Origin of the sequence: Mangrovibacterium diazotrophicum (assembly GCF_003610535.1) — a bacterium.
Taxonomy (GTDB): Bacteria; Bacteroidota; Bacteroidia; order Bacteroidales; family Prolixibacteraceae; genus Mangrovibacterium; species Mangrovibacterium diazotrophicum.
The window spans coordinates 1,813,402-1,839,841 of the sequence record NZ_RAPN01000001.1 but is presented as its reverse complement, the minus strand read 5'-3'; the positions used below and the strand labels follow the sequence as shown (position 1 = coordinate 1,839,841).

Genomic DNA, 26,440 nt, shown 5'->3' with positions numbered 1-26,440 from the left:
ATACCCTACCCCTAAAATCGAAATTTTTTCATTTTTTTTCTCGGAGTAAGTTATTGAAGCAAGATATTGAGGAAAAAAACCGGTGTAAACCGCATGGCGGTTACGTCTGTTCTGACTGAATATGAGCCGGTAGCATCTGACACGTTGAAGTAGTCGACTTCCAAAATGTTTTCCCGGTTGGTAATATTCATTAATGAAATGCCTGTACTCAGATTGAAGAATTTGTACTGGAAGCGTTTGATGAATGAGATGTCGGCCTGCATGAAATAGGGTAACCGATCGAACTCCGAATTACCCGAACCGGATTCCGTTACCAGATACGGACTGCCACTGTTGTAAACCAGGTTTGCAGCGATTACAAATCCTTTTATTTTGGCCATTTCTGTCCAGCGCAGCCGTACGCGCTGATCGTCGAATGACGGATAAGTTTCACCATTATTGAAGACTTCGAATTGCTCTTCTGATTTCGAAACCGAGGTAGTCAGGATGTGTGTGAACTTTCCGTGTTTGTATTGAAGCAGGAGATCCATTCCGAAGTTGTTGGATTTTCCGTTTCGCTGGTTGTATTCAATCAACTTTTGTTGCCCGCCTGTTTGTTCGGCAAACAGGTTAACGCGGCCATCGGTCTTTTTGTAATATCCTTCCACGTTGACGGCCCAGCCATTTTGATCGAACTGAAGTCCCAGAACATGCTGTTGTGCTTTCAAGATTCCTTCGCCCGATTCGTCGGGTAGAAACCAGACCAGATCGCTGTTTCCATCGATATCTACTTTCCGGATTCGCGTCAGGAACTGGTTGTAAATACCACCGGCGTAAAGCACAGCCAGATAGTCATTAATCTCGTATCGCAGTCCGAAGCGTGGTTGCAGGTAGAATTTTTGTGTTATGTCAAAGTAGTTTCCACGAACACCAAGACGGGCCTCCAACTTGTCGAACAGCGTAATTTTTTCCTGCAGATAAACATGGTATAAATTCGTTTCTGAGTCGAAAACGATCGAGTCAGTCAGCTTGTTGCCGGTTGATCTTTCGGAGCGGTAGTCGTAGGTTACCTGGTTGATGTTGGCTCCAAATCCGGCCTGGTGCGTAAACCGCCCGGTTTTCAGCTCGCCCGACCATTTTGCAGAGAATTCCTCGAGGTAGTTATTGCCTTCATCTTTTTCATCTTTACCACCATTGCCCTGGCTGTTGGGGCCCATGCCCGAGTGTGCGTAGGCATCGCGGGTAAGGTCGTTGTAGCCGGCGGTAATTTGTTGCTGGAAATTCGGAGTTGTTTGGTAGAACCAGTTGGCACTCATCCCACGGTTTTCGCTCACGGCATCTTCGTAGCGGAAAAGTCGGGAACCGTCCTTGAACTGGTAGTCGCGGACCTGCAGGTCGTAACTGTTCAAGAAGTTGAAGGAGATCTCGTGTTTGTCAGACGGCTTGATACCCACTTTCACATTCACGTCATCGTATTGAATGAATGGCGAGACGGTGGATTCGTCGTCGCTGCTTCCTTGCTCGAGTATTTGTTTGTACAGGTAATTTTCCCAGCGGTCGATGTACGAAAAGCGGTATGATCCGCTTACCGAAACGACTTTGCCGATCGGAACATTGGCGGTTCCACTTACATTCAGGAGATTGGCCGAAAGATCGAGGCTTGGTTTGTAAAAATTGTTTTTCCCTTTCAACTCAACCACTCCGGAAGTTCTTTCACCGTAAGTGGCGTCAAACGCACCGCGCGAAACAAATGCTTGCGATATGTATTTTGAGTTTAGTACACTGAGGTTGCCAAACAAGTGGCTCGTTTCCAACACCGGAATTCCGTCGAGCATGACCATATTTTCCGACGGGGAGCTGCCGCGAATGGAAATCCCGGAAGTTTGCCCGCCCAGAAAGTTGACACCCGGAATCAGGCTCAGCGAGCTGATTAGGTCGCTGTCGTCAACGCGCGGCAAATTAGCCGATTGTTTCGGGTTGAAGGCAATTCGTTCGGATTGGTTTCCCATTTCAATCACGTTTTTCTCTTGCTGAAAAACCTGGATGGCTTCAATATTAATAGAGAACGGATGCAGTTTGATGGTGAAAAATTGACCCGTCTGCAGGTTTAGCGTGGTATCCAAACGCTGGTAGCCGAGGTGGCTGATCGCGATTTGGAGTTGCGCTTGTTTTTCAATGGTCGCCGTGAAAATCCCGAGTTCGTTCGTTGTCGTTCCTTTCATTTCCGAATCGACAAAGCCAACATGACAGAAAAGCAGCGGTTCGCCTGTTGTTTCATCCTGCACAACCCCCGATATTTTGATCATTTCTGCAACGGGTTCCAGGAGTGGAGCCGGGTTTTTATAAAGAATGATGGTGCCGTCAATGGTCTCCGACAGCAGGTGATATTTGTCGCAAATGAGGTTGACGAAATCAGCGATGTCTTGATTTTCAACCTTTAGATCAACCTTGATTTGTGAAAAATAATTGGCGTCGAAAGCGAATTGAATGTCGTTTTTAGAAGCGATATCCTCCAACAGTGAACTCAGCGATTGTTGTTTGGCGTTGACGGTTACTTGCTTCTGCTGCGCAAATGCCTGCACCGATAAGAAGCAGGCGATCAGGCAAAAGATAATTTGAGTTTTAATTGCTTTCAACAATTTTTAGTTGGTTTTTAGTCAGGTTATAGTCAAGGTTCATTGCTTTCGTTAAGATTGTCAGGGCCTGTTTGCCGTTCGTCAGATTCAGCGAGCCGGTAAAACGTTTCTCCAAAATGCTTTCTGAAGCGCTCAACTGGTATCCCTCGCGCGCACAAATGAGCGACAGGATTTCTTGCAACGGCCGGTCAGACCAATGATACAGGTTGTCGGTGATGCCGGTCAGGTTGTCGGCCTTTATCTCAAACGGCCCTTCGATATGGTCCGGGCTGAAACTCACTGCCTGACCCTTTGTCAAAACAATATCCTGCTGGTTGATCTTCAGTTTTACCGATCCTTCAAAACAATCAACGCGACCCATGTCTTCAGAATAAGCCCGAATGTTGAATTTTGTTCCCAGTACGTGCAGGTTTCCACCCGGGAAATCGACCTGGAACTTTTTGCCTTTGGTAACCGAGAAGAAAGCCTCTCCGTCTAAGTTAACCAGGCGGGCTCCATCGATCAGTCGCTCGTGGTATTCAATTTTCGAGTTTGTTTTCAGCACAACCTGGCTGCTATCGGGCAGAATGGTTTCCTGAATGGCCATTTGTTTGTTGCTGAATTCTTCTTTGGGCCGGAAGAAATTGAACAGAACCAAAACAAGGATGACGGCAGCCGCGGCAGCTCCGGTCAGGTAATAAGCGAAGTTGATGCGACGAACCGGTTGGCGTTTTGGCAGCTTCTCGTTCGCGGATATTTTACGGTTAAGTTGCTCCCATGCTTCCCTCCTGGACTTTGTTGCAGGAACTTCGTAGCCTGAAAGCAACCGATCGATATGTTTGTCAGTATTTTTCATGCTAATTAAAGTTTTCTGTCCATTTTGGTTCGTAATATCTTCAGGGCTTTGGTCATGTGCTTTTCAACCGCTTTCTCGCTTATTTCCAAATTTACAGCTATTTCTTTATAACTCATGGAGTCGATTCGACTCATGAGGAAGATTGCCCTGGTCTTATCCGGAATCTCTGCAAGTACGAGTTGAAGCCTTCGATCAAATTCTTTTAGCTCCAGAATAAATTCAGGCGACTCGTTATTGTCCTCTTTTGCAAGTGAATTGACAAAATTGAGTTTTACATTCTGCCTTCGGTAATATTTGAAGTATAAATTTTTAGCAACCGTAAAAAGGTAGGAGCGAACGGTATCGCGGTTGATTTTGGTTCTTTCTTCCCAAATTTGGAGGTAGACGTCCTGGCTCAAATCTTCAGCGAGCACAATATCCCCGGAAAGATAATACAGGTAATTCCTGATGTAGTCGTAATGCTTATCGAAAACAAGCGCGAACCATTCTTTTTCATCTAAGTCCTGCAACATCCGGGTCTCTGTTGGATTAATTTGTTGGTTGACAAATATAGTAAAATAACCATAGGAAAAGCATCACATATGTAGATATTAATCTTAATAATAATTGTTTGAAGTTTCTTATTGAAACGATTGAAAAACAGCTCTGTATATCATGATAAATTAGAAAGAGGTACCGAATGATACCTCTTCCATTGTTGCTTTTAGAAATATATTTACACGTATGTAAATCGTGGTTTTAGATGTTCCTGTGTTGGGTAATTACCAATCAATCACACTATAGCGGATTTGTCGGTAAAAAGACACATTCATCCGTTATTTAGCACTGTGAAAAATAGATTAAGAAATTGCGCACAAGTTTCGAGTTTAAACGCACAAACCCGATTTTAAATTGTGGTGTAAAGATATTTTTATTTTTCAAATAGCATGTTTTGGTGTGTGAAAATGTCATTTGAGATATCGAAGTTGATTTTTCAGGCTTTTGGAGACAGGCGTATGCTCTTTTGTCTTTTCGTGGAAAGCCTGATTCGTTATTCGTGGAAACCGGGGGTAATGGGAAATAAAGTGCATCTTTGCAGCATGACTCAAAAATCATTTTTTTCAAATACCGTTTTCCTGGCGATTGTGGCCTGCTTGCTTTGGTCTTCCGCCTTTGTTGGGGTTAAAATTGGCTTAAAATATCATTCGCCTTTTCAGTTTGCGGGTGTACGGTTTATGATTTCGGGTCTCTTGATTATGATGTACTTCAACAACCGGAAGTCGTATTGGGGGCAATTGAAAAGTAGCTGGAAATTCATAGCCAAAGTAGCGGCTTTACAGACAGTATTGATTTATATGCTCTTCTATTCCGGTATTAATTTGTTGCCGGCTTCGGTTTCTGCCATGATTATTGGTTCATCTCCTTTATTCATCTCGTTGGTTTCCCATTTCACACTACACAACGATAAAATGGATTGGCTGAAAAGTATCAGCATCATCTTCGGTGTGGTGGGCGTCGCGCTGATCACTTTTTCTCGTTCGAGCTTGCCGGTGGGGCAGCAGATTAGCTTATTGGGTGTTTTGCTGTTGTTGTGTAATAACCTGGTTTCCGGTTTTGCCAATGTTTTGGTGACTAAAAAGCCCAAGGAATTGTCGCCTGTTGTATTAAGTTCAGCGTCCTTGTTTTTCGGTGGCGTAGCTTTGGTTTTTATTTCGATCCCAATCGAGGGATATGGATTGAAGGCCGTCTCTGTTGAGTATTTCGTTTCGTTAGGCTGGCTGAGTTTTCTTTCAGCCGCGGCTTTTGCGATTTGGTTTACTTTGCTTGGTCGGCCGGGAGTGAAGGTATCTGAATTGAATACCTGGAAATTCCTGATCCCGGTTTCGGGTGCCATTTTGAGTTGGTTAATAATGCCCGATGAAGAGCCGGAGCTTGTCTCTATCATTGGTATGCTGGTGATTGCTTCATCGCTATTGGTGATGAACTACTCGAATCGAAGAAATAACCGGATAGCAGCAGGCAAGAGGTAATATTGATTCCGTGGAGGAGGCCTGTTTTCGGGTTCGCACTGTAGAATCAGGGGTGTAATAATAAGGTTCGATACCGCGATCAGGGAACCAACTATAAAAGTCGTTTGCCCGCTTTTTTCGACAGTCTACCTATTTTATTCCGACTTAAATCTGAAAAATAGTTCAAATGAAGTGGATTAATTTCTACTTTTAACAAAACTATTATTTAGACCTGTGCTATGCTACTTTCTATCTTACCTAATTGGGCTGAATTAAGCCTCTTGCAGCAAATCTACTGGGTTGTTGCTGTTCCGTCGACGCTCATTTTCCTCTTTATTTTAGTAACTACAGTCATCGGATCAAGTGTTGATGTTGACGTAGAAACGGATATGGATTCTGTTTTAGCAGACGGGGACAGCATCCCGTTCCAGTTTCTGTCATTGAAGAACATTATCGGCTTTTTCACCATGTTTGCCTGGTCGGGCCTCGGCTTTATCGGGTTGGGTTGGCCGGATTACCAGGTTATTCTGGCCTCAATTGCTTGCGGCTTTCTGATGATGCTGGCAATGGCAACTGTTTTTTACCTCATGTCGAAATTGGTAGAAACCGGAAACCTGAACCTGAATAATGCTGTCGGAAGGCTGGGGGAAGTTTACCTGACTATTCCTGCTCAATCGAAGGGCTTGGGGAAAGTGCAAATTACCTTCCAGGAAAGTCTGCAAACGCTTGACGCAATGACCGAAGACGAGGAGCCGATCCCGACTGGTTCCATTGTACGGGTTGAGCGGATAATCGACAATCAGATTCTCGTTGTCAAAAGAAACCTTTAACGCATAAATCTAAAATTACTATCTATGGACAATTATTTTGTTGTAATGGTCAGCGTTGCTGTACTGTTCTTGTTTATCATTATTATGGCTATGGTCAAGCGCTACAAGCGCTGTCCGTCCGATCGCATTCTTGTTGTTTACGGTAAGGTTGGGAAAGGTATTAACAGCGAATCCCGCTCGGCTAAATGTATTCATGGTGGTGCCGCTTTCATCTGGCCCATTATTCATTCGTACGAGTTTCTTGATCTGACTCCGATTTCTATCGAGATTAATTTGAAGAGTGCTTTGAGTAAGCAAAATATTCGCGTCGATGTTCCTTCGCGTTTTACGGTTGGTGTTTCAACTGAGCCAAGCATTATGACCAATGCTGCTGAACGTTTGTTGGGCTTGTCGCAGGAATCCATCAGCAACCTGGCAAAAGACATCATTTTTGGTCAATTACGTTTGGTGGTTGCGACCATGGATATCGAAGAAATCAACAGTAACCGCGATAAGTTTTTGGCCGCTGTTTCGTCGAACGTTGAAGCTGAATTGAAAAAAATCGGTTTGAAGCTCATCAACGTAAACGTCACCGACATCAACGACGAGTCGGGTTATATTGATGCTTTGGGTAAAGAAGCTGCCGCAAAAGCGATTAACGATGCGAAGAAGAGCGTTGCCGAGAAAAACCGTGATGGTGAAATTGGTCAGGCAGAAGCGCACCAGGAACAACGTGTGAAAGTGGCGCAGGCTGATGCTGTTGCTGTAGAAGGGGAAAACATTGCGAAAGTAACGATTGCAAACTCGGATGCCGATCGTCGTGAGAAGGAAGCTGAAGCTCGCCGGAAAGCGGTTGCCGCCGAAAAGGTGACTGAGGCAAAAGCCCTGGAAGAAGCATATGCGGCTGAGAAAGAGGCAGAAACAGCTCGTGCTGCCCGCGACAAGGCGACGCAGATTGCGAACGTGGTTGTGCATGCCGAAATTGACAAGCAAAAAGTTGAAATTGCTGCTGAAGCGATTGCCGAGCAAACCCGCCGCGAAGCGAAAGGGGAGGCCGATGCGATTTATATGAAGATGGAAGCACAGGCGAAAGGTATCTACGAAATCCTGAGCAAGCAGGCCGAAGGTTTCGAGATGCTGGTGAAAGCTGCCGGAAATAATTCGAAAGATGCCGTGATGATGATGATTGCCGACAAGTTGCCGGAGCTTGTTAAAACCCAGGTTGAGGCCATCAAAAATATCAAAATCGATAAAGTTACTGTTTGGGAAACCGGCAATGGAAAAGATGGTAAAACTTCCACTGCGAACTTCATGCAGGGCATGTTGGGATCGATCCCGCCACTGGATGATGTATTCAAATCCGCTGGTTTGGAGTTGCCCGATTACCTGAAAGGAACCACAAAGCCGGAGTCAACTGAAGTTGTAGCGGACGAACCGGAAGAATTGAAATAACCGAAAATGTTAGATATATGAAAGGGCAACGGATGTTGCCCTTTTTGTTTTTTGCTAATTTTTGTGCTCCACAATGTTGAATATAAAACAGGTTCCTTTTCCTTTTTCGCTTTGCACACGAATGTTTCCTCCGTGTTTTTCGATAAACTCTTTACAAATTATCAAACCTAATCCGGTTCCTTTTTCGTTTGCGGTGCCGTAAGTCGAGTAGTTGGTTTCGGCTTTAAATAGTCTACCTGCAGCCTTATCGTCCATGCCGATACCATTATCCTCAACCCGGAACTCAATTCCATCTTCGTTTCTCAATGCTGAAATTCGGACCCAGCCTCCCGGGTTCGTGAATTTTATGGCATTCGAAATCAGATTGCGAAGAATCGTTACAATCATGTTGTAGTCGGCGTAAACTTCAAAATCAACATTGCTCACGGTTTCAATCTTGATTTCTTTCATGCGGGCTGCAAAGCTTAAGTTCGTCGACACCCGATCGATAATCTCTTTAAGTTGAATTTGTTTGGGGGAGTATTGTAATTTGCCGGTTTGAGTTTTCGCCCAGTCCAAAAGCGTTTCCAATAAATTCAGAGCCTCGCCGCTTTCTTTTTCAATTAGACTCAACAGGATTTCGATGTTTTCAAAGTCCTGTTCTTGAATTGATTCAATCATGATACCGGAGGCTGATAAGATATTCCCAATCGGGTTTCGCAGGTCGTGCCCGATAATGGAAAAAAGTTTGTCTTTCGTTCCGTTTAACTCGACTAGCCGGACGTTATTTGATTTTAACTCGTTTTGTTGTTTGAAGAAATTCAGAATGAGTTCTTTTAGTTTGACAAATTCCGGCGTTTTCGACCGAAGACGATGCAAGTGCTGTTGGTTGTGGGTTTCAAGAGTTCGGTTAATAACAGAGAATGGCTCCACTACAATGCGCCGGAAATAAAGTATGAAAACAAGGAGAGCTAATGAAGCAATCAAGGAAACCAGTATGGTTAGGATCAGAAAATTTTTTAGATCCTGTTGAATGGGGCTCACCCGGCTGAAAATAATTTTAGCAGAAGTCTTCCCGTCAGCTCCGTGAAGTTCCTTGATAATGTACTCTCGGTTTTTATCGAGTTCGATTGGAGTAGAATCGGCTGCAGCAACTAGTTCAGGCTCAAATCCTGTCGACTCGTAAAGATTGTTCAGGTAAGCTTCATTCCATTCTTCGCCGACAAGCAAATAACCTTGTGGCACTGTTTGTCTATCGGTCGCATCAGCAGAAGGAACAATTGTAGCTCCGCAGAACTCAATCAAACGATTCCCCGAATATTCAAAGTAATGACAGTAGGGCGATTGCGCAAATAACTGTTTTATTTTCGTTTCGTCTGGCTGAAAATGCTGACAAAGCAGGCTTGAATCCGAAAACTGGTGAATAAGTTCGTCATCTTTGTTAAAAACCATAACGGTTGAGTGGTTGAAAACGTTGACCATGAAGTCGATGTTGTCGATTGCCCAAACCGAATCGGGCTTGCCGGTAAAATCTACCAACTCATCCCAGGCTGAATTGTCGTCGACAATTTGTTTGAGGGAACCGAATTTGATGGCAATAACTTTGTCTATGATCTGAGCTTGGTTGCGTTGATTTTCCTTCATGAAAACATCCTGTACCGATCGGTTGATGTAGTTCAGCGAGGTGAAAGCAATAATCAATACAGCCGCAAACGAAAATAGTAGCAGCGAAATTTTTAAGTGAAGTTTCATTCCAAGGGGTCTTTTAAGCGCCCTAAAAGTATAATTAGAGAAGAATATCTACAGTTTTTCATGTGTGTCTTTGTAACACTGTTTACTTTTTATTTACATTAAAAAAATAGATTACCCGTCTGCTCGTCACTTGATTTCATGCTTATTGTTCATCTGGATTAAAAATTAACCAAATGGTTTAAATATTTAGTCAATAGTGTTGACTTGTGTCTTGAAATGTTTTACGTTTGCTGAAGATTTAACCAAGTAGTTAAACCAAATAGAAAATGGAAACTAAAAAAGACAATACAGAGGATAAGATTATCGATGCAGCTACCGATGTGTTCGTTCAGAAGGGAATGGACGGTGCTCGTATGCAGGAGATTGCTGACCGTGCGGGGATTAATAAAGCATTGCTGCACTACTATTTCAGAAGTAAAGAAAAGTTGTTTGATGCGATTTTCGCCAAGTTAATTGGTATCGCTTTCCCCCGGATTGGACAAATCTTGTTCTCGGAACTGCCGTTTGCAGTAAAGGTGGAGCAGGCGATCGATACTTATCTCGACCTACTTGTAAGATATCCGTTTCTGCCTGCTTTTATCATCAAGGAAATGAATCGTGATGCCACCCCGTTTTTCGGATTTGTTGAACGTTCCGGTTTCACGATCGCCCCGATTATAAAAATGTTTCAGGACGCCATGGATCGCGGAGAAATCCGACGGATGAAACCGGAGCATCTGTTGGTGAATATCATTGCATTGTGTGTCTTCCCGTTTGCTGCTCGCCCGATGATTCGATACGTCGCTTTCCATGGTGATGAGCAGGGATTGAAAAATTTCCTTGAGGAACGGAAAGCAGAAGCGAAGGAGTTTGTTCTCAAAGCTATTCAACCCGAATAATCAGATTTTATGAAGACCAGAATTAGTCTAATTATGTTATTGTTGCTGCCTGCTCAATGGTTGTTTGCACAGCAGGGGGTGACTTTGTTCGATTGCCAGCAGTGGGCGCGTGAAGTCCATCCGTTACTCAAACAAAAGGAAATTTACCAGAAAATGAGCGAGCTGAAACTGGATAATATTCAGACAGCCTGGTATCCAACGCTCGACCTGAAAGCACAGGCCAGTTACCAGTCGGATGTGACGCGATTGGGAGCGTCCTTGCCCGGAATTGATATTCCATCTGTTTCCAAAGACCAGTATAAAGCATACCTCGATGTGAAGCAAAATATCTGGGATGGAGGCGTGTCGAAAGCGAAAGGTGAGCTTGAAAAGGCACAGGACCTCACGAATCAGCAAGGTGTTGAAGTTGATTTGTACCAAGTGAAGGAGCAAGTGAACAACCTGTTTTTTTCATCATTCCTCATTCAACAAAACCTGGACTTACTGGCTAAAAAACAGGAAACACTCGAGGCTCGGAAGAAGCAAATGGAGAGTGCATTGTCTAACGGGGCAATTCTTCAATCTGATTTGGATCAGGTTTTGGCAGAGTTGGTAAAAGTGAAGCAGCAACAGTTGGAGCTGCAGTCTGGTCGGGAAACGACCTTGGCCGCTTTGGCTATCCTGACCGGCAAAGAGCCTTCTGATCTGCAAAATCTTCAGATTGAAACCAGCGAAGTGAGAACGGAAAATGAAATCGTGCGTCCCGAAATCGACCTCTTTCGCCAACAAACCGATTTGCTGTCTGCTTCGGCCGACTTGACTCAAAAGGCGCGCAATCCGAAATTGTTCGGCTTTGGGCAGGCAGGCTATGGTCGTCCGGCGATAAACATGTTGAACGATGATTTTGATACCTACTACCTGGTTGGCATTGGCCTGAACTGGACACTGTTCGATTGGAAACAAACCAAAAGGTCGAAAGAAGTGATTCAGCTGCAGCAAGAAATGGTGCAAACACAACAGACACAATTTGAACGAAATATTACGATTGCTTTGGATGGCCAAAGGCGAAAAATAGAGCAATTGCAACAAATACTAAAAAGTGACCGGGAGCTGATCGAACTGCAGGAACGCATCACTAAAAGTTCGGCCTCAAAGCTAGAAAACGGAACAATTACAACAGCAGATTATTTGCAGGACTTGAATGCAGAGTTGGTCGCCCGGATCACTTTTGAAACGCACAAAGTGCAGCTGGAATCAGCAAAAGTTAATTATCAGAATTTACTCGGACAATAAAATACAAGCATAACCATGAATCGAATTTATCTTTTACTCTTGCTCGTTGTAATGGCATCAGCGTGCAATAATGGTGATCAGACATCCGACGCATACGGCAACTTTGAGGCCGATGAAACAATTATTTCTTCGGAGGTTGCCGGAAAACTGATCCGTTTTGACGGTGAAGAAGGTCGACAGGTGAAAGTGGGAGACGTGCTGGCCATTATCGATAGTAGCACGGTAAACCTTCAAATTCAGCAACTGCAGGCACAGATGAAAGCGGTGGCTGTAAAAAAGGTCAATCTTCGCGGGCAAATTGATGTGTCGCAGCAACAGTTGCAGAATGCAAAGATCACGAAGGATCGGGTGCACAAATTGTTTGCCGATAAGGCGGCAACGCAGCAACAGGTCGATGATGTGGACGGGCAGGTTCGTGTGCTTGAACAGCAGGTTTTGAGTCAGCAGACCCAGTTTGCCTCCATCGACAGCGAGCTGGCGGTGCTGCAGGCTCAAATTGCATCTGCCGAAAATCAGTTGGAAAAATCGGTGATTACTAGTCCGGTGAATGGGACGATTCTGGAGAAGTACACCGAATTGGGCGAATTGGCAGCACCTTCCAAAGCCTTGGTTAAGCTCGCAGATTTGTCGGAACTTGATCTGCGGGTGTATGTTAGCGGAGCTCAATTGCCACATGTGAAACTCGGACAGCAGGTTGAAGTATTGATTGATGAAGACAAGAAAACGAATCAACACCTGATTGGAGTTGTGAACTGGATTTCATCAGAGGCAGAGTTTACGCCCAAAATCATCCAAACCAAAGAAGAACGGGTGAAGATGGTTTATGCTGTGAAAGTAAAAGTGAAAAACGACGGCCGCCTGAAAATTGGCATGCCGGGCGAAGTGAATTTTCAATAATTTACAAACTAACTATTTACGATTTACCATTGCACGCTCACAGTGGAGCTCTGTGTTTCCCCCTGTGTCCTCTGTGATTAAAAGAGTAAAACGATGATAAAAGTCGAAAACATATCGAAATCTTACAACGATGTACAGGCCTTGAAAGACATTTCTTTTTCGGTTGAAAAAGGAGAGTTGTTTGGTTTGATTGGTCCCGATGGTGCCGGTAAAACCAGCCTCATGCGCATCCTGATGACTTTGCTTTTACCCAATGGCGGGCAAGCCAGCATGAGCGGCTTGGATGTGGTGAAATACTATCGAAAGATTCGTCGGATTGTAGGCTACATGCCCGGGAAGTTCTCGTTATATCAGGACTTGACAGTAGAAGAAAATCTTTCGTTTTTTGCGACGGTATTCGGAACAACAATCGAGCAAAACTACGAACTCATCCGCGATATTTATGTGCAGATCGAACCATTCAAAGATCGTTTGGCCGGAAGGCTTTCCGGTGGGATGAAGCAGAAATTGGCTTTATCCTGTGCTCTGATTCACAAACCTGAGATTTTGGTTTTGGACGAGCCAACTACCGGTGTGGATGCCGTTTCGCGGAAGGAATTTTGGGAGATGCTGAAAAAGTTGCAGCAGCAGGGAATTACGATCCTGGTTTCAACCCCCTACATGGATGAAGCCGGGTTGTGCGACCGGGTAGCCTTGATGCAAAAAGGAGAGATCCTGAGCATTGATACGCCGCAGGGGATCATCGATAATTACCATCGCCCGTTGCTCGCTGCCCGCTCCGATGAGATGCACCGACTGATTCAGGATTTACGGGAATGGAACCAGGTAGAAACAGCCTATGCTTTTGGTCAGTTTGTGCATATCACGCCGTCGAATGATCAACTTCAACCGGAGGATGTAAAAATACATCTGGAAAAGCTCAGTCATCAGCAGGTGAAATCGTCATTCATCAAAGCTGGAATTGAAGATGTGTTTATGGCACTGATGGGGGAGAGTGAGCGTTGAAAAATGAGAAGGTGAGAAACGACTCGGTGAAACTCTGAGTCCTCTGTGGTTAAAATTGAAAATATGAACAAAACAATTCCTGTGATATCAGTCAAAAATCTTGTCAAAAAGTTTGGGCACTTTGTGGCCAACGACCACCTGACTTTCGAGGTTTACAAAGGGGAGATTTTTGGTTTCCTCGGAGCAAATGGTGCTGGAAAAACCACGGCGATGCGTATTCTTTGCGGCTTGAGTAGTCCCACATCAGGAGAGTTGACTGTTAGCGGTTTCGACGTTTACAAACAGGCCGAATTAATCAAGCGGAATATTGGCTACATGAGCCAGAAGTTTTCCTTGTACGAGGACATGACGATCGCTGAAAATATCCGGTTTTACGCCGGTATATACGGATTGTCGCGTCAGCAGCGAAAAGAAAAGGAAGATCGGATGTTGAAAAAACTTGGGCTCGAACCCGAGCGCGACAAGCTGATTGCATCGCTGCCACTCGGATGGAAACAGAAGCTTTCGTTTTCTATCGCCTTGTTACACGATCCACAAATCGTATTTCTCGATGAACCAACAGGAGGCGTTGATCCGATTACCCGGCGCCAATTTTGGGATTTTATTTACGAAGCTGCCGCTGAAGGGAAGACCATTTTCGTGACCACTCACTATATGGATGAAGCGGAATACTGCGACCGGGTTTCCATCATGGTGGATGGCCGCATTGCCGCACTCGACACACCCGATGCCCTGAAAAAGCAATTTAACGCCGAAGATATGAACGGCGTGTTTTTGCAGTTGGCGAGATCCGCGCAGCGGACAGAATAGTTTTCAGTCGCAGTCGCGGTTTGCAGAGAGCTTTACTGGATACTGTGACTGAAAACTGAGACTTTTTGCTCGAAACAGAACAGTAAAAATAAATTAAAACAGAATAACGAAACTATGAACCGTTTCTGGGGTTTTGTCAAAAAAGAATTCTTTCACATTTTTCGCGACCGGCGAACAATGATTATCCTGTTTGGGATTCCGATTATTCAGCTTATGCTGTTTGGAACGGTGATAACCAACGAGATTAAAGATGCTCGCATTGCGATTTACGACCAGTCGAAAGATGAAGTAACAGCGGAAATCACCAGCAAGTTATTGTCCTCGGGCTATTTCCTGCTCGACCGAAACCTGGAGAGTACAAAGGATATTGAAGCCATTTTTAAGCAAGGTACCGTCAAGGAAGTGCTGGTCTTTGGGCGCGATTTCAGCCGAAAATTGCAGCGCGAGGGAAAAGCAGATGTGCAAATTATTGTCGATGCTTCTGACCCAAATCTTGGGAAGATGCTGGCCTCTTACACCACCGGAATTATTAACGATTACATCCTGAAGCAAATGGGCGACTTGCACCTGCCTATGCAAATTGAGCCGGAAGTACGCATGGTTTACAACGAAGGACTGCAGTCGGTGTACATGTTTGTTCCGGGTATTATGGCGATGATCCTGATGCTGATCTCCGCCATGATGACCTCCATCTCCATCACGCGTGAGAAGGAACTTGGAACCATGGAAATTCTTCTGGTTTCACCACTGCGTCCGGCACAAATTATTCTGGGGAAGGTGACGCCTTACCTGGTTTTATCTTTCATCAATGCACTCGTCATTTTGGGGATTGGGCATTTCATCTTCGGAGTTCCGATCAAGGGAAGCTGGGTGTTGCTGTTGGGCGAGAGTATCCTGTTCATCATGATGGCCCTAAGTTTGGGAATCATGATTTCGTCGCTGGCCAAAACACAGATGGTTGCCATGTTTATTTCGGTAATAGCCTTGATGCTGCCGACAATTCTATTGTCAGGTTTCATCTTCTCAATCGAGAACATGCCCCTGCCGTTACAAGTGGTCTCCCATATCATTCCACCGCGTTGGTTTATTGTCATCCTTAGAAATATAATGTTGAAAGGAGTTGGCCTGGCTTACGTCTGGAAAGAAACAGCGGTGCTGCTCGGAATGACTGCGTTTTTTGTGGCAGTTGCCGTGAAGAAGTTTAAGACGAGGTTAGAATGAAGCCGCAAGAAATAGATATGAGTAATGAGTCGTGAGAAATGAGTGAAGAGGGAGAGAGGATATGAGTGATTTTATTCTACCCCGAAGGGGTTAGACAGCAATAGCCCCGGGTAAATGAACCGACGAAGGAGGTGATTGCCACCCGGGGATGAATATAAGAAATGAAAAAAGGCGCAACTGCAAAGTTGACAAATGATCAATGCTTTCATGCGCCGCAACGAAAATAGGTTCATTGTAAAAAATGTGGGCAACGTTTTCAAAGAGCGAAAAAACTAAATACTCTCTGTGTAACTCCGTGATAAACCATGATTACTAGGTGGTTAGCTCTTGTAATTAAAACCGAAGAGTGACACGGAGTAAGGCACAGAGCTTACGGAGCGAAACAAAAAATAGAAAGATGAGAACGATCAAATACATCCTCCAAAAGGAATTCATCCAGGTTTTGCGGAACAAAACCATGTTGCGGATGATTGTTATGTTGCCGTTGATGCAGATGCTGGTGCTGGTTTTTGCTGCCACTTACGACCTGAAGAATGTCGATATTTACGTGGTCGATCAGGATTTGTCGGACACCAGCCGCGGCTTGATTAATCATTTCGAAGCATCTCCCTTTTTCAATATTCACGATGCCTCGTTCGATTTGGAGGATGGCATGAATCAACTGAAAAAGGAAGAGTCAGACTTTGTGCTGGTGATTCCGCCGGACTTCGAGCGCTCTCTGATTCGGGAGGATGAAGCCGATGTGCAACTACTAATTAATGCGATCGATGGCAACAAAGCTTCATTGATCTACCAATACACACGCAGTATTATTTCAGCTTACAACAAGCAAATCATCATGCATTGGAAAAGCTTGCCCGAGTTCAATCCACCGATGCGTGTGGAAGCACATGACAACTATTGGTTCAACCCCGAACTGGATTACAAATGGTACATGGCACCGGGAATCTTGTCCATTTTGGTGACTATTATTGGTATGTTCCTGTCGGGAATGAACCTGGTGCGTGAAAAAGAAATGGGAACCATTGAACAGCTGAACGTCACGCCGATTAAAAAATGGCAGTTCATCCTCGGTAAGCTGTTGCCCTTCCTTGTGATCGCTTTGCTCGATTTGGCTTTTGGTTTGCTGATCGCCCGCATTGTTTTCAACCTGCCGATTGAGGGAAGCCTGGTATTGTTGTTTGGCTTTGGTGCGCTCTATTTGGTTGGCGTGCTAGGACTCGGATTGTTTATTTCCACCGTGACCGAAACCCAGCAGCAGGTCATGTTCATCACTTTCTTTTTCATGATGATCTTTGTCTTGATGGGCGGAATTTTCACCCCGGTTGAAAGTATGCCGCATTGGGCGCAACAACTCGACCGGCTCAATCCCATCTACTATTTCATTCGCATCATGCGCATGGTTTGTCTGAAAGGCTCCGGCTTTGGTGATTTGATAACCGAGTTTGTTTCACTGACCATCATCGGCATTTCCTTTCTGACTTTAGCCATTTGGCGCTACCGCAAAACGAGCTGATTAAGCCGCTGTTTTTCTTGTTTGTTTCTGTTTTGGGGGTGTGGAATATGAGTTTTTGTTCACATTTCCTAAAACTGATACTCTATTTCTGAAAAGTGATACCCCCTGCGCTGCTTTTCAGGAGATCTTTGTATCACAATCATTGATCAAAACAACACAAACGATGAAAACAAAAAAATTAACCATCCGAGTAGCAGCAATGGCTGCTGTTATTGCATTCATAAGTACACTATCGTCTTGTAATACGAACCCAAACCAGGTTACGGTTAGCAAAACCGAACTAGACTCATTGCGCAACCAGGTAAACGAAATGGTTGTCGGCAACGCCGTCTTAGCCGAAAACCTGATGAAATTTGATACGCTCGATTTTACGGTGTTTAGTCATCGGGAGTGGGTTCGCCTGCACGAGAGCCATGCCAAAGACATTAAAGTGCACTGGCCCGACGGACGCATTGTAGTCGGAATTGAGCAGCACATTAAAGATCTGGATGCCATGTTCCCGTATGCTCCCGATACCCGTATTACCGAGCACCCCGTAAAATTCGGTAGTGCCGACGGACAATGGACTGCTGTGACAGGCGTGTTTGAGGCCACCTTCACCGAACCCATGGCCATTGGAAATGGCAAGTTCATTCAACCTACCGGTAAAAAAGTGAAAATGCCAATGTGTACCATCGGCCGCTGGGAAAACGGAGTTATGGTTGAAGAATGGTTGTTCTGGGACAACAAAACGTACATGACGCAATTGGGATTAATGTAATAATGAAATATAAAGACTGTTGCTGACGAGTTTGAGCTACACTCTTATGTTGATTTCTTTGTCGACAACAATTTATCGCGAGCCATGACTGCAATTGTTGCAGAAAACAGATAAGTTTTAATTTTGGAGTAGAGCAACGAGAAGTAATTTTTGTTGCTCTGCTTTTTTCTAAGAAACCAGATTCTTTCATTTTTTTGTCATGAAAACAAATAATACCCTATACCTGCATATTGGCGAACAAGCAAGTGACTTTGTTCAGAGTCGTAACAATTCGGAAATTAGAACCACCTTGAATATTGGCTGGAAACAATTGGCTGAGCAGTTTTATACAGCCTTTCCGCCGACTTATGATGACGTGGATCGGGCCATCAATTTTACCGAAGAGGTTCTAGCGGAGTTAGAAGTGAAGTTTAGAGACGAATCGATATTGCAATCCGATGATCCGCAGGTAGAGGTGATTGCAGAACTGGCTTTTAATACCACCAAAACGGAAGCAGGAGAGACTTTAGTGCCTCAGATCGAACTCGAGAATGTATTTGATCGTTTTGCCGAGATTGTTAAAGGCCTGCCCGCAAGCCAGGATGTCATCCCCGATGATTTGGGTTTTGCGGCCTACCTGTTGATTATTCGGGAGGTGATGCATCACCTGGACTTCAGAGAATTGCTGGTTAAAGCTTCATTTTGATAATAAATTTGAATTTTGTTACTTCTGCATTAACAGGTGTCAGGTAGATTCACAACTCTATCATTCGTAGGATTCGATTTCCCTGATTAGAATTGGGTATTGATGACACTCCCCTCAATGAGGGATGCGTCAATCTTTTTATTGGGGATTATTTCTATCATTTAGCTGCTAAAAATCCCAATATTTAGCGATTGTGTCAGTCTGGGGAGGTCAGTACTTTTGAACTGAAACAGGACGACGATATAAATCACCGAAATAATTTAATCGCGGGAGTGGTCGAGCGCTACTTCCTAAACGCAATTTTGTAATGTACAGGATCTACATATTGGGATAAAATTGTTGTTTCTGTTTTACTAGTTATAATAAATATCTCTTTTAAGACATGAAAAAAACCACCCCCAAATCAAAATTCATTTACAGAGTATTATCTGTTCTTTTTTTTAGTCTTGTGTGTCATAGTTATGTATTGTCACAAGGACTTAGTGGCTCAGTGACAGGAACCATTGTTGCAACTAGCGGAGAAAGATTGGCTTTTGCCACTGCGAGTATTAAAGGCACAAGGATCGGAACGACAACGGATGATTCCGGTAATTTCAATTTGGATGTGCCTGTTGGTAGCCATATTTTGTATCTGTCGTTTACCGGTTACAAACCCGTTGAAAAGGAAGTAATCGTGAAGGCTGGAGAGACAACCAGTGTAGGAACGGTTGTCCTGGAGGAATCGAGTGAGATGATCGATGAAATACGGGTCGACGGAATGATTACAAAATTCTCGAAAAAAGAATCGGAGATCGTAGCCCGCATGCCTCTGAAAAATTTGGATAATCCACAGGTATACACGGTCGTCCCGAAGGAACTGTTCACAGAACAGATAGATGTTGATTTCCGATCAGCTCTGATGTCTTCTCCGGGTGTAGCCAATGTTGTGCTGGGAGTAGGTTCCGGAGGTACAGGTTTGTCAATGCGTATGCGTGGTTTTAGCGGGGCGAACGGCGCCGGAGCAATACGTAACGGAATGGCTACAAACTGGGTTTCTTTGTCCGATCCGGTAAATCTGGAAAGCCTTGAAATTATCAAAGGGCCATCGGCTACATTGTTTGGCTCGACTCTGATTTCGTACGGTGGTTTGGTTAACCGCGTTACTAAGCAAGCTTTTAATGGTACTGGTGGAGAAGTTGGCTTTTCAACGGGAGCCAACGGCTTGGGCCGTGTTACCATGGACTACAATACGCCCTTGAACAGTGATAAAACGTTATTCTTTCGACTGAACACTGCTATTCATCGTGAAAAAAGCTTTCAGGATTACGGTGTAAATAAAACAATGATGTTTGCTCCGACCTTCACCTACCTGGTATCGGACAGACTAACTTTGAATTTTGATCTTGAATATTTCGAATCGAACAGAAATACCACTTATGTGCGTATTTCGGGAACTCCGGTAACTAATTTGGACGAGCTGAATTGGAACTTCGAAAAATCATACACGTCAAATGAGTTTCTAAGTTCGGCCAAAGTATTTAATACCCTGGCTAAGGCAACCTACAAATTGTCAGAAAACTGGGAGTCGCAAACGGCTCTTTCGTATTCAAATACCGATAACAATGCCAACTACCTGTTTTTGTTGCTGAGAGAAAGTGCTCCGACAACCCTAACCCGGATGGTGATGAATATTCCCAGCCTTTTCAATACGCTGCAGTTACAACAAAACTTCATAGGGAAGTTCAAAATTGCAGGAATGGATAACAAGTTGCTGGTTGGCTTAGATTATACACAGCTACAGACAACGGATACCCGCTACCGGATAACATCATTTGATCAAGTTGAAATTAACGCTGAAGATTCAGAGTTCGATGCAGGACAGGCGAAACAGGAAATGGCGTCCAGTGCACCTTTCCTTCGCAACAAACGTTCCCGCCGAACTTATGCTGCTTATGCATCGGATGTTTTGCATGTGACCGATCGCCTGATTGCAATGGTCAGTCTGCGGTTTGATAGCTTCCACGATATTGTTGAAGACTACGACCAAACAGCATGGTCGCCCAAAACCGGCTTAATTTATCAGCTTGTCGACGATAAAATTTCCTTGTTTGGGAACTACATGAACGGGTTTTCCAATGTGGCTCCCGGTTATACCGAAGCGAGTCCCGACGAAACAGTTGCCTTTAAACCCGAACATGCCAATCAGTTTGAAGGAGGTATCAAATTTGAGCTGATCGGGAATAAATTGAATGGTACGCTAAGCTATTACGATATTCAGGTTGAAAACAAAGTACGTAGCGTAACCGGCGAGGACAACATTGCTTACAGTGTTCAGGATGGAACACAGAAGAGCTCTGGTTTCGAAATGGATTTAATTGCCAACCCGGTGAAAGGGATGCACATTGTGTTGGGCTATGGTTATAACGATAGTGAATACACGAATATTTCTGAAAATCTGGATGGAAATCGTCCTTACTCAGCACCGGAGCAGGTTGCAAATTTCTGGATTAGCCATCGCCTTACAAAAGGGCAGTGTGAAGGACTGGGAATTGGATTTGGAGGAGATTATTCCAGCGATTATTACCTGAATGACGCCAATACGATAACAGTTCCCGGGCACTTTAAATTTGACGGAACGCTGTTTTTGGATCGCCCCAAGTTCCGGATCGGACTTAAATTGAATAACCTCACGGACAAAGAATACTGGATGTCGGACTACGATGCAGAGCCGCAAAGTCCGCGATCATTTATAGCGAATTTCACAATGCGCTTCTAAGCGCGACCCATTTCATAATCGAACTACCGGAGTTGCTCCGGTAGTTTTTGGCTTTCTTTCAGATTCGAAAAGCAGAACTGCAGTGGTGGTTAAGTTCCCGGACTGCAAAAAAAATCACGAATAATCTCAGCAACCAAAAATTATCCTATGAATTTCTCAATCCGCACCCTCATTGAAAAATTGCACCTCTGGCTGGGGCTGTTTACAGCACCGCTTGTATTTTTTATTTGTATCACCGGAACGATTATCGTCTTTTGCGACGAGATAATGGATTTTTCCGCCGGAGATGCGCGCTACGTGAACGAAGTGAAGGCAGAGCCGATGGAAACCGAAGCTCTGATTTCAATTTTGAAGACGGAGTTCCCCAACCGATGGAACCCAAGTTACATTGTTTATTACCGCGATCCTCGCCGAAGTGTGCGCATTAATAGTTTCGGCCCAACGGAGGGCTTGCACATGGTTTATATGAATCAGTACACCGGTGAGATTTTGAAAGACGATCCCACGATTAACTTTTTTTACATAGTCGCCCATCTGCACCACTCGTTGTTGTGGCATGGTCCGGGCGAGTGGATTATTGATATCGGTACAATCGTTTTTCTGATCGCCTTAATAACTGGCTTGGTGCTTTGGTGGCCCCGAAGTCTTGAACGGAAGAATATGAAAAAGGCATTCACATTCAAGCTGAGTGGCTCCCGCAAACGCCTGAATTATGACCTTCATTCAGTCGGCGGATTTTATGGTCTGGGCCTCGGGTTGTTGTTAACGATCACCGGCCTTCTCATTGCCTTCAAACCCTTCTCCGATTTCACTCAAAAAAGCTTTGGCGGAGATCCCGAAGTCCAAATGAGATCTGTTTTTGTTTCAGTCAACGACAGTACGAAGACAGCTTCACCTATTAATGAGGTTGTGCAGCAGGCTTTTGTTGATTTCCCGGAAAAAACGGAGATTCAGTTATACACTTACTGGCTGGATGATTGGGGCTATTATGCGATGTATGTGGCCAATAAAATTGGAATAAAAAGCGCGATGAATGGAAAACTTGCTGCTTACGACAAATACTCAGGTAAGCGTGTACCGTTACAAAAGGAACTTGTGATTAATGAAGCAGTCAGCAATATGTATTGGACACTGCACTTGGGAAATTACCTTGGTTTGTTCGGTAAAATAGTAACGTTTCTTGGTGGCCTGATTGCTTCGAGTTTGTCTGTTACCGGATTTTTTGTCTGGTGGAATAAGCGTAAAAAAAATAGAAAATCGAGAAAGTCTCGGCATCTCGATATTCCCTGATGAAATAAAGAGGTTGTTCAGAAAATAGGTTGAAGAAATGCGTACTTTTTTAAAAGGCTACGAAAAAACTCTTCGGACCGTTTGGACAGCCTCTTTAGTTAAAATCTATTCTTTCAGTTCCACTTTCGGTAAGGCGATATCGAAACGCACAACCACAATCCGAATGGCAATGATAGTAACGACGGTTGCCAGTTCGCAGATGTGTTCGTTCATTCCGAGGTAGTTTAAAAGTAAATAGACTAGTGCGCCAATAATGCAGGCTGTGGCGTAAATCTCGCGGTGAAAGATCAAGGGTAGTTCGTTGCAAAGCGTGTCGCGGATCACGCCGCCGACTACAGCCGATGCCAATCCCATCATCACAGCCATCGGAATGTTGATGCCCATTAATAGTGCTTTTTTTAGACCGATGATCGTGAACACAGCGATCCCGATGGTGTCGAAGAGGAAGAGTGTTTTTTTCAGTGTCATCACCACTTTCCCGAAGACAATAGTGACCAACACGCCCGCAATAATCAGCCAAAAGTAGTTGAGATCGCGCATCCAGGCAACGGGTGTATCGCCCAGCATCACATCGCGCAGCGAGCCACCGCCAACCGCTGTCACAAAGCCAATCATGGTTGCCCCGAAAAAGTCGAGTCGCTTGTTGGCGGCAGTCAGTGTGCCACTGATGGCAAACACAAAGGTTCCGATATAGTCGAAAAGCAGCAATAAATTCATGCCGCAAAGAAATAAAAAATGAAACTAGTTCGGAAGGCGATGTGCGCCGATTTCGGTTGATGTATTCCTGAACATATTTGGAGTTAACTGATTAACTGGCGATTTTCCCTAAATTCGTTCAAATCGGTTGCATATGGTTCTGATGCCCCTTTGGGATAGGATTTGCAGCCGATATCAACCTATACCAATCAATAACCAACAAAAACATGAAAACAAACTTGTTGATGCTATTGGCAGTTTTTGCTTTGCTGAGCTGTCAGTCTAAAAAGCCAAATCCTAATCCCGAAGTCAATCAGGAAGTACCAAAGAGCCACGAATGGCAGTATTTGTTCGATGGTACATCGCTGGATGGCTGGCGGGCTTTTAATGGTGACAAGCTTCCGGAAAGCTGGATTATCGAAGACGGTAGTCTGAAATCGTTGGGCCGTGGCGGTGATATTGGTGGCGATATTGTTTACGGAGCCAAGTCATTCGAAAACTTTGAACTGGAGCTGGAATGGAAAATTGCCGATAGCGGAAACAGCGGAATTTTCTATCATGTGTTAGAGGGCGAACAGTATCCTGCACCTTATTTTAATGCGCCGGAGTACCAGGTGATCGACCAAATTGGTTTTCCCGAAAAGCTGGAAGACTGGCAGTCGGTTGGTGCCGATTATGGCATGTACACGCCGAATATTGAAGGAGTCGTTAAGCCGGCAGGTGAATGGAACAGTGCCCGGATCGTGTTTACACCTGACTCTGCTGCTTATTATTTGAACGGGCAAAAAACGGTGAGTTTTGTGCCTTGGTCCGATGACTGGCAAAAAAGACGTGATTCCGGTAAATGGGAAGATTACCCGGATTACGGGCATGAAAAAACGGGCTTGATTGGCTTGCAGGATCATGGCAGTTTTGTTTGGTACCGCAACATCAAAATCCGGGAGTTATGAGGATCGGATGGCTATTTTTAATCCTCGTATCATTTGCTGGCTGTAAGTCGGCCGAGATGTCCTTGTTTAACGGAAAGGATTTGCGGGGATGGGAGAAACATGGAACCGAAAAGTGGTATGTGGCCGATGGCTTGCTGGTTTCGGAAAGCGGACCCGACGCCCAATACGGCTACCTGACCACCGACAAGAATTACCGTGACTTTGAGCTGACTGCTGATTTTAAACAGGAAGCCGAAGGGAACAGTGGAATCTTTTTTCGATCTGGAATTGAAGGTTCAAAGATTTCGGGCTGGCAGGTTGAAGTGGCTCCGCCGGACATGCACACCGGTGGAATTTATGAGTCTTACGGGCGTGGTTGGCTCATTCAACCCGATGCAGAAAAAGAAAAGTTGCTAAAATACGGTGAATGGAATACGATGAAAATCCGGGTTATCGGCAACTCGGTTAAAACCTGGCTAAACGGGCAGGAAATGATTCATCTGGAAGATGATAAAATCGGTGAAGGCAACGGGAAGATCGCCCTTCAGATTCACGATGGTGGCGGCATAAAAATCTACTGGCGCAACCTGCGGATAAAAGAACTCTAATACTTTTTTGTTTTGAAAATAGAAAAGCACCTGTTCAGCTGATGTGAGCGGGTGCTTTTTATAGTGGATTGTTTGTCGTCGAAAATTACCAGCTAATTGGGAAATAGTCCTTCAGGAACTTACCGCTCCAGTGTTTGCCGGTGTTGATGCCATCGATAAACGGATCGCACACACGCGCTGCCCCGTCAACAATGTCGAGCGGCGGTTGAAAATCGTGCACTTCCTGTTTGTACTTGGCAATATCGGCTGGGTCTTCGTCCGTTACCCAGCCCGTATCCACGGCGTTCATGAAAATGCCGTCCTTCGCTAGGTCGCTGGCAGAAGTATGTACCAACATATTGAGGGCCGCTTTGGCCATATTCGTATGCGGATGGCGATCTTCTTTGCGGAAGGTGTGAAATTTCCCTTCCATCGCCGACACGTTCACAATGTGCTTTTTGCCCGTGTAATCTTTGCGCATTAAGCTTGAAAGACGGTTACACAAAACAAAAGGAGCAATGGAGTTGACCAGTTGCACTTCCATCATTTCAACCGGGGCGATTTCGCCAATACGAAGACGCCAGCTGTTTGTTTTGCGCAGGTCGACTTGTTGCAGGTCGGCATCCAACTGGCCTTCAGGGAACACTTCCGCCACGTCCAGCGAGTTGTCGATGCGATATGGAATTTGCGACAGCTGTGCCGAGGCTTTGATACCCATCCCCGGTGTTTGGCTGTTCCAGTTTACCGACAACGCTTTTTGGTGATCGCCTTCCTGAACCGAGTACCCGTCAATTTCCAGCAAACACTGGTGGTGGTGTGCCAGCAATTGTTGCACTTTCGGCGAGTGCTCGTGATAGCCGATGTTTTCAGCCGGCATCAGGTGAGCGTAAAAGGTTGAAGGACGACGCACGGTCTGAGCGGCGTTGTTGATGAGAATGTCCAGGCGCTGGTACTTTTGCTCGATGTAGGCAGCAAACAGTTCCACGCTGGGAATATGGCGCAGGTCGAGGCCGTAAATGTGCAGGCGGTCGCCCCAGTCGGCAAAGTCTTTTTCTTTGGCAAAGCGAATGGCTGAGTCGGCCGGGAAACGCGTTGTCGCGATAACGGTAGCGCCCGAGCGAAGCATCATCAGCGTGGCATGGTAGCCAATCTTCAACCGCGAGCCGGTAATCAGGGCAATCTGTCCGGTCAGGTCGCAGGTTTGGAATCGCTTTTGGTAATTCAGGTCGCCGCATTCGGTACACATGGCATCGTAAAAATGGTGTACCTCGGTGTATCTCTTTTTGCAGACGTAGCAGTTGTGCTCTGTGGTCAGAATGTGTTTGCCGGTAGCTTCCTGTGCTTCTTCAAGTGCAATTTGTTCGGGTGCCTCGAATACGCTGGCCAAGCGGGCAGTACGGATGCTTGATGCCGCACGGGCTTTCCGGTTAATTTCCGAAAGCTCCTGCTTTTTCACTTTATTGACGCCCTTGTTGCGTTTTTTGCGCTCGGCTCGGTCCGGTCGGGTAATTTGTCCCGCAGCCTTCATCAGTTTGATGCGTTGTTCATCGCTGAGGTGAACAAGCTGGTCGCCGTTTTCAAGCAAATGCTCCAACACCGAAATACACTTTTCAATTTCTTCGGCTTTCAGTGCCTGCTTCTCTGCCTTGTCATTCTCCATTTTAATCATTCAAATTTGCGGCAAAAGTAATCGAGTTTATCATTGGTTG

General features: G+C 44.9%; 22 protein-coding genes. 16 read left to right on the top strand and 6 right to left on the bottom strand.

Going from position 1 to position 26,440, the window contains the following annotated elements:
• Nucleotides 1-50: 50 nt before the first annotated feature.
• From BC643_RS06990 to BC643_RS06980, 3 genes are read right to left on the bottom strand one after another with little or no spacing between them, the layout of a single operon-like run.
• Nucleotides 51-2,615 (bottom strand): TonB-dependent receptor, encoded by a 2,565-nt coding sequence (locus BC643_RS06990; RefSeq protein ID WP_147377159.1) that lies wholly within the window; start codon nucleotides 2,613-2,615, stop codon nucleotides 51-53.
• A complete protein-coding gene (locus tag BC643_RS06985) occupies nucleotides 2,602-3,450 on the bottom strand; it encodes a FecR family protein (RefSeq protein WP_120272407.1) in 849 nt (282 codons plus the stop codon). Before BC643_RS06985 ends, BC643_RS06990 begins: the two co-directional genes overlap by 14 nt.
• Before the next feature lie 5 nt (nucleotides 3,451-3,455).
• Nucleotides 3,456-3,962 carry an RNA polymerase sigma factor gene (locus BC643_RS06980; RefSeq protein WP_120272406.1) on the bottom strand — a complete coding sequence of 169 codons (507 nt, stop codon included), beginning with the start codon at nucleotides 3,960-3,962 and terminating at the stop codon, nucleotides 3,456-3,458.
• Between the two features lie 432 nt (nucleotides 3,963-4,394).
• Between BC643_RS06980 and BC643_RS06975 the strand changes: the two genes are divergently transcribed.
• The 3 genes from BC643_RS06975 (at nucleotide 4,395) to BC643_RS06965 (ending at nucleotide 7,699) form a co-directional block, all read left to right on the top strand.
• The gene (locus tag BC643_RS06975) at nucleotides 4,395-5,459 is read left to right on the top strand and encodes a DMT family transporter (protein ID WP_170154487.1); all 1,065 of its coding nucleotides are present in this window, start codon (nucleotides 4,395-4,397) and stop codon (nucleotides 5,457-5,459) included.
• A gap of 218 nt (nucleotides 5,460-5,677) precedes the next feature.
• Nucleotides 5,678-6,268, top strand: coding sequence for a hypothetical protein (locus BC643_RS06970; protein WP_147377158.1), 591 nt, complete (start codon nucleotides 5,678-5,680; stop codon nucleotides 6,266-6,268).
• A 24-nt stretch (nucleotides 6,269-6,292) separates the two neighbouring features.
• The gene (locus BC643_RS06965; RefSeq protein WP_120272403.1) at nucleotides 6,293-7,699 is read left to right on the top strand and encodes a flotillin family protein; all 1,407 of its coding nucleotides are present in this window, start codon (nucleotides 6,293-6,295) and stop codon (nucleotides 7,697-7,699) included.
• 54 nt (nucleotides 7,700-7,753) lie between these two features.
• Here BC643_RS06965 and BC643_RS06960 read toward each other — a convergent pair whose 3' ends face one another.
• Complete coding sequence (locus BC643_RS06960; RefSeq protein WP_120272402.1) at nucleotides 7,754-9,430, bottom strand: sensor histidine kinase; 1,677 nt, start codon at nucleotides 9,428-9,430, stop codon at nucleotides 7,754-7,756.
• Nucleotides 9,431-9,696: 266 nt separating this feature from the next.
• Between BC643_RS06960 and BC643_RS06955 the strand changes: the two genes are divergently transcribed.
• From BC643_RS06955 to BC643_RS06905, 11 genes are all read left to right on the top strand, one after another.
• Complete coding sequence (locus tag BC643_RS06955; protein WP_120272401.1) at nucleotides 9,697-10,308, top strand: TetR/AcrR family transcriptional regulator; 612 nt, start codon at nucleotides 9,697-9,699, stop codon at nucleotides 10,306-10,308.
• A 9-nt stretch (nucleotides 10,309-10,317) separates the two neighbouring features.
• Nucleotides 10,318-11,580, top strand: coding sequence for a TolC family protein (locus BC643_RS06950; protein WP_120272400.1), 1,263 nt, complete (start codon nucleotides 10,318-10,320; stop codon nucleotides 11,578-11,580).
• Between the two features lie 15 nt (nucleotides 11,581-11,595).
• A complete protein-coding gene (locus BC643_RS06945; protein ID WP_120272399.1) occupies nucleotides 11,596-12,477 on the top strand; it encodes an HlyD family secretion protein in 882 nt (293 codons plus the stop codon).
• Nucleotides 12,478-12,570: 93 nt separating this feature from the next.
• Complete coding sequence (locus BC643_RS06940; protein WP_120272398.1) at nucleotides 12,571-13,482, top strand: ABC transporter ATP-binding protein; 912 nt, start codon at nucleotides 12,571-12,573, stop codon at nucleotides 13,480-13,482.
• A gap of 63 nt (nucleotides 13,483-13,545) precedes the next feature.
• Nucleotides 13,546-14,292, top strand: a complete 747-nt coding sequence (locus tag BC643_RS06935) for an ABC transporter ATP-binding protein (RefSeq protein WP_120272397.1) — start codon at nucleotides 13,546-13,548, stop codon at nucleotides 14,290-14,292.
• A gap of 114 nt (nucleotides 14,293-14,406) precedes the next feature.
• On the top strand, nucleotides 14,407-15,513 hold the full coding sequence (locus BC643_RS06930) for an ABC transporter permease (RefSeq protein WP_120272396.1): 1,107 nt from the start codon (nucleotides 14,407-14,409) through the stop codon (nucleotides 15,511-15,513).
• A 397-nt stretch (nucleotides 15,514-15,910) separates the two neighbouring features.
• Entirely contained in the window at nucleotides 15,911-17,029 is a 1,119-nt protein-coding gene (locus BC643_RS06925; RefSeq protein WP_120272395.1) for an ABC transporter permease, read from the top strand.
• A gap of 163 nt (nucleotides 17,030-17,192) precedes the next feature.
• Nucleotides 17,193-17,789: an ester cyclase gene (locus BC643_RS06920; protein WP_211338003.1), complete on the top strand. Its 597-nt coding sequence runs from the start codon at nucleotides 17,193-17,195 to the stop codon at nucleotides 17,787-17,789.
• A 199-nt stretch (nucleotides 17,790-17,988) separates the two neighbouring features.
• The gene (locus BC643_RS06915; protein ID WP_120272394.1) at nucleotides 17,989-18,474 is read left to right on the top strand and encodes a hypothetical protein; all 486 of its coding nucleotides are present in this window, start codon (nucleotides 17,989-17,991) and stop codon (nucleotides 18,472-18,474) included.
• A gap of 490 nt (nucleotides 18,475-18,964) precedes the next feature.
• Entirely contained in the window at nucleotides 18,965-21,229 is a 2,265-nt protein-coding gene (locus tag BC643_RS06910) for a TonB-dependent receptor (protein WP_211338002.1), read from the top strand.
• 147 nt (nucleotides 21,230-21,376) lie between these two features.
• Entirely contained in the window at nucleotides 21,377-22,519 is a 1,143-nt protein-coding gene (locus BC643_RS06905; protein ID WP_120272392.1) for a PepSY-associated TM helix domain-containing protein, read from the top strand.
• A 105-nt stretch (nucleotides 22,520-22,624) separates the two neighbouring features.
• Here BC643_RS06905 and BC643_RS06900 read toward each other — a convergent pair whose 3' ends face one another.
• Nucleotides 22,625-23,236, bottom strand: coding sequence for a trimeric intracellular cation channel family protein (locus BC643_RS06900; protein ID WP_120272391.1), 612 nt, complete (start codon nucleotides 23,234-23,236; stop codon nucleotides 22,625-22,627).
• Between the two features lie 206 nt (nucleotides 23,237-23,442).
• On the opposite strand from BC643_RS06900, the gene BC643_RS06895 reads away from it, so the two are divergent.
• On the top strand, nucleotides 23,443-24,165 hold the full coding sequence (locus BC643_RS06895; protein ID WP_120272390.1) for a 3-keto-disaccharide hydrolase: 723 nt from the start codon (nucleotides 23,443-23,445) through the stop codon (nucleotides 24,163-24,165).
• Nucleotides 24,162-24,752 carry a 3-keto-disaccharide hydrolase gene (locus BC643_RS06890; RefSeq protein ID WP_120272389.1) on the top strand — a complete coding sequence of 197 codons (591 nt, stop codon included), beginning with the start codon at nucleotides 24,162-24,164 and terminating at the stop codon, nucleotides 24,750-24,752. The genes BC643_RS06895 and BC643_RS06890 overlap by 4 nt, the downstream gene beginning before the upstream one ends.
• Before the next feature lie 85 nt (nucleotides 24,753-24,837).
• Here the strand turns inward: BC643_RS06890 and BC643_RS06885 are convergent, their stop codons facing one another.
• Complete coding sequence (locus tag BC643_RS06885) at nucleotides 24,838-26,391, bottom strand: SDR family NAD(P)-dependent oxidoreductase (protein ID WP_120274185.1); 1,554 nt, start codon at nucleotides 26,389-26,391, stop codon at nucleotides 24,838-24,840.
• Between the last annotated feature and the right edge of the window lie 49 nt (nucleotides 26,392-26,440).

Coding starts and splice junctions, on each gene's coding strand:
- BC643_RS06985 (WP_120272407.1), bottom strand. CDS start 3,450: ATGAAAAATACTGACAAACATATCGATCGGTTGCTTTCAGGCTACGAA.
- BC643_RS06980 (WP_120272406.1), bottom strand. CDS start 3,962: ATGTTGCAGGACTTAGATGAAAAAGAATGGTTCGCGCTTGTTTTCGAT.
- BC643_RS06975 (WP_170154487.1), top strand. CDS start 4,395: ATGTCATTTGAGATATCGAAGTTGATTTTTCAGGCTTTTGGAGACAGG.
- BC643_RS06970 (WP_147377158.1), top strand. CDS start 5,678: ATGCTACTTTCTATCTTACCTAATTGGGCTGAATTAAGCCTCTTGCAG.
- BC643_RS06965 (WP_120272403.1), top strand. CDS start 6,293: ATGGACAATTATTTTGTTGTAATGGTCAGCGTTGCTGTACTGTTCTTG.
- BC643_RS06960 (WP_120272402.1), bottom strand. CDS start 9,430: ATGAAACTTCACTTAAAAATTTCGCTGCTACTATTTTCGTTTGCGGCT.
- BC643_RS06955 (WP_120272401.1), top strand. CDS start 9,697: ATGGAAACTAAAAAAGACAATACAGAGGATAAGATTATCGATGCAGCT.
- BC643_RS06950 (WP_120272400.1), top strand. CDS start 10,318: ATGAAGACCAGAATTAGTCTAATTATGTTATTGTTGCTGCCTGCTCAA.
- BC643_RS06945 (WP_120272399.1), top strand. CDS start 11,596: ATGAATCGAATTTATCTTTTACTCTTGCTCGTTGTAATGGCATCAGCG.
- BC643_RS06940 (WP_120272398.1), top strand. CDS start 12,571: ATGATAAAAGTCGAAAACATATCGAAATCTTACAACGATGTACAGGCC.
- BC643_RS06935 (WP_120272397.1), top strand. CDS start 13,546: ATGAACAAAACAATTCCTGTGATATCAGTCAAAAATCTTGTCAAAAAG.
- BC643_RS06930 (WP_120272396.1), top strand. CDS start 14,407: ATGAACCGTTTCTGGGGTTTTGTCAAAAAAGAATTCTTTCACATTTTT.
- BC643_RS06925 (WP_120272395.1), top strand. CDS start 15,911: ATGAGAACGATCAAATACATCCTCCAAAAGGAATTCATCCAGGTTTTG.
- BC643_RS06920 (WP_211338003.1), top strand. CDS start 17,193: ATGAAAACAAAAAAATTAACCATCCGAGTAGCAGCAATGGCTGCTGTT.
- BC643_RS06915 (WP_120272394.1), top strand. CDS start 17,989: ATGAAAACAAATAATACCCTATACCTGCATATTGGCGAACAAGCAAGT.
- BC643_RS06905 (WP_120272392.1), top strand. CDS start 21,377: ATGAATTTCTCAATCCGCACCCTCATTGAAAAATTGCACCTCTGGCTG.
- BC643_RS06900 (WP_120272391.1), bottom strand. CDS start 23,236: ATGAATTTATTGCTGCTTTTCGACTATATCGGAACCTTTGTGTTTGCC.
- BC643_RS06895 (WP_120272390.1), top strand. CDS start 23,443: ATGAAAACAAACTTGTTGATGCTATTGGCAGTTTTTGCTTTGCTGAGC.
- BC643_RS06890 (WP_120272389.1), top strand. CDS start 24,162: ATGAGGATCGGATGGCTATTTTTAATCCTCGTATCATTTGCTGGCTGT.
- BC643_RS06885 (WP_120274185.1), bottom strand. CDS start 26,391: ATGGAGAATGACAAGGCAGAGAAGCAGGCACTGAAAGCCGAAGAAATT.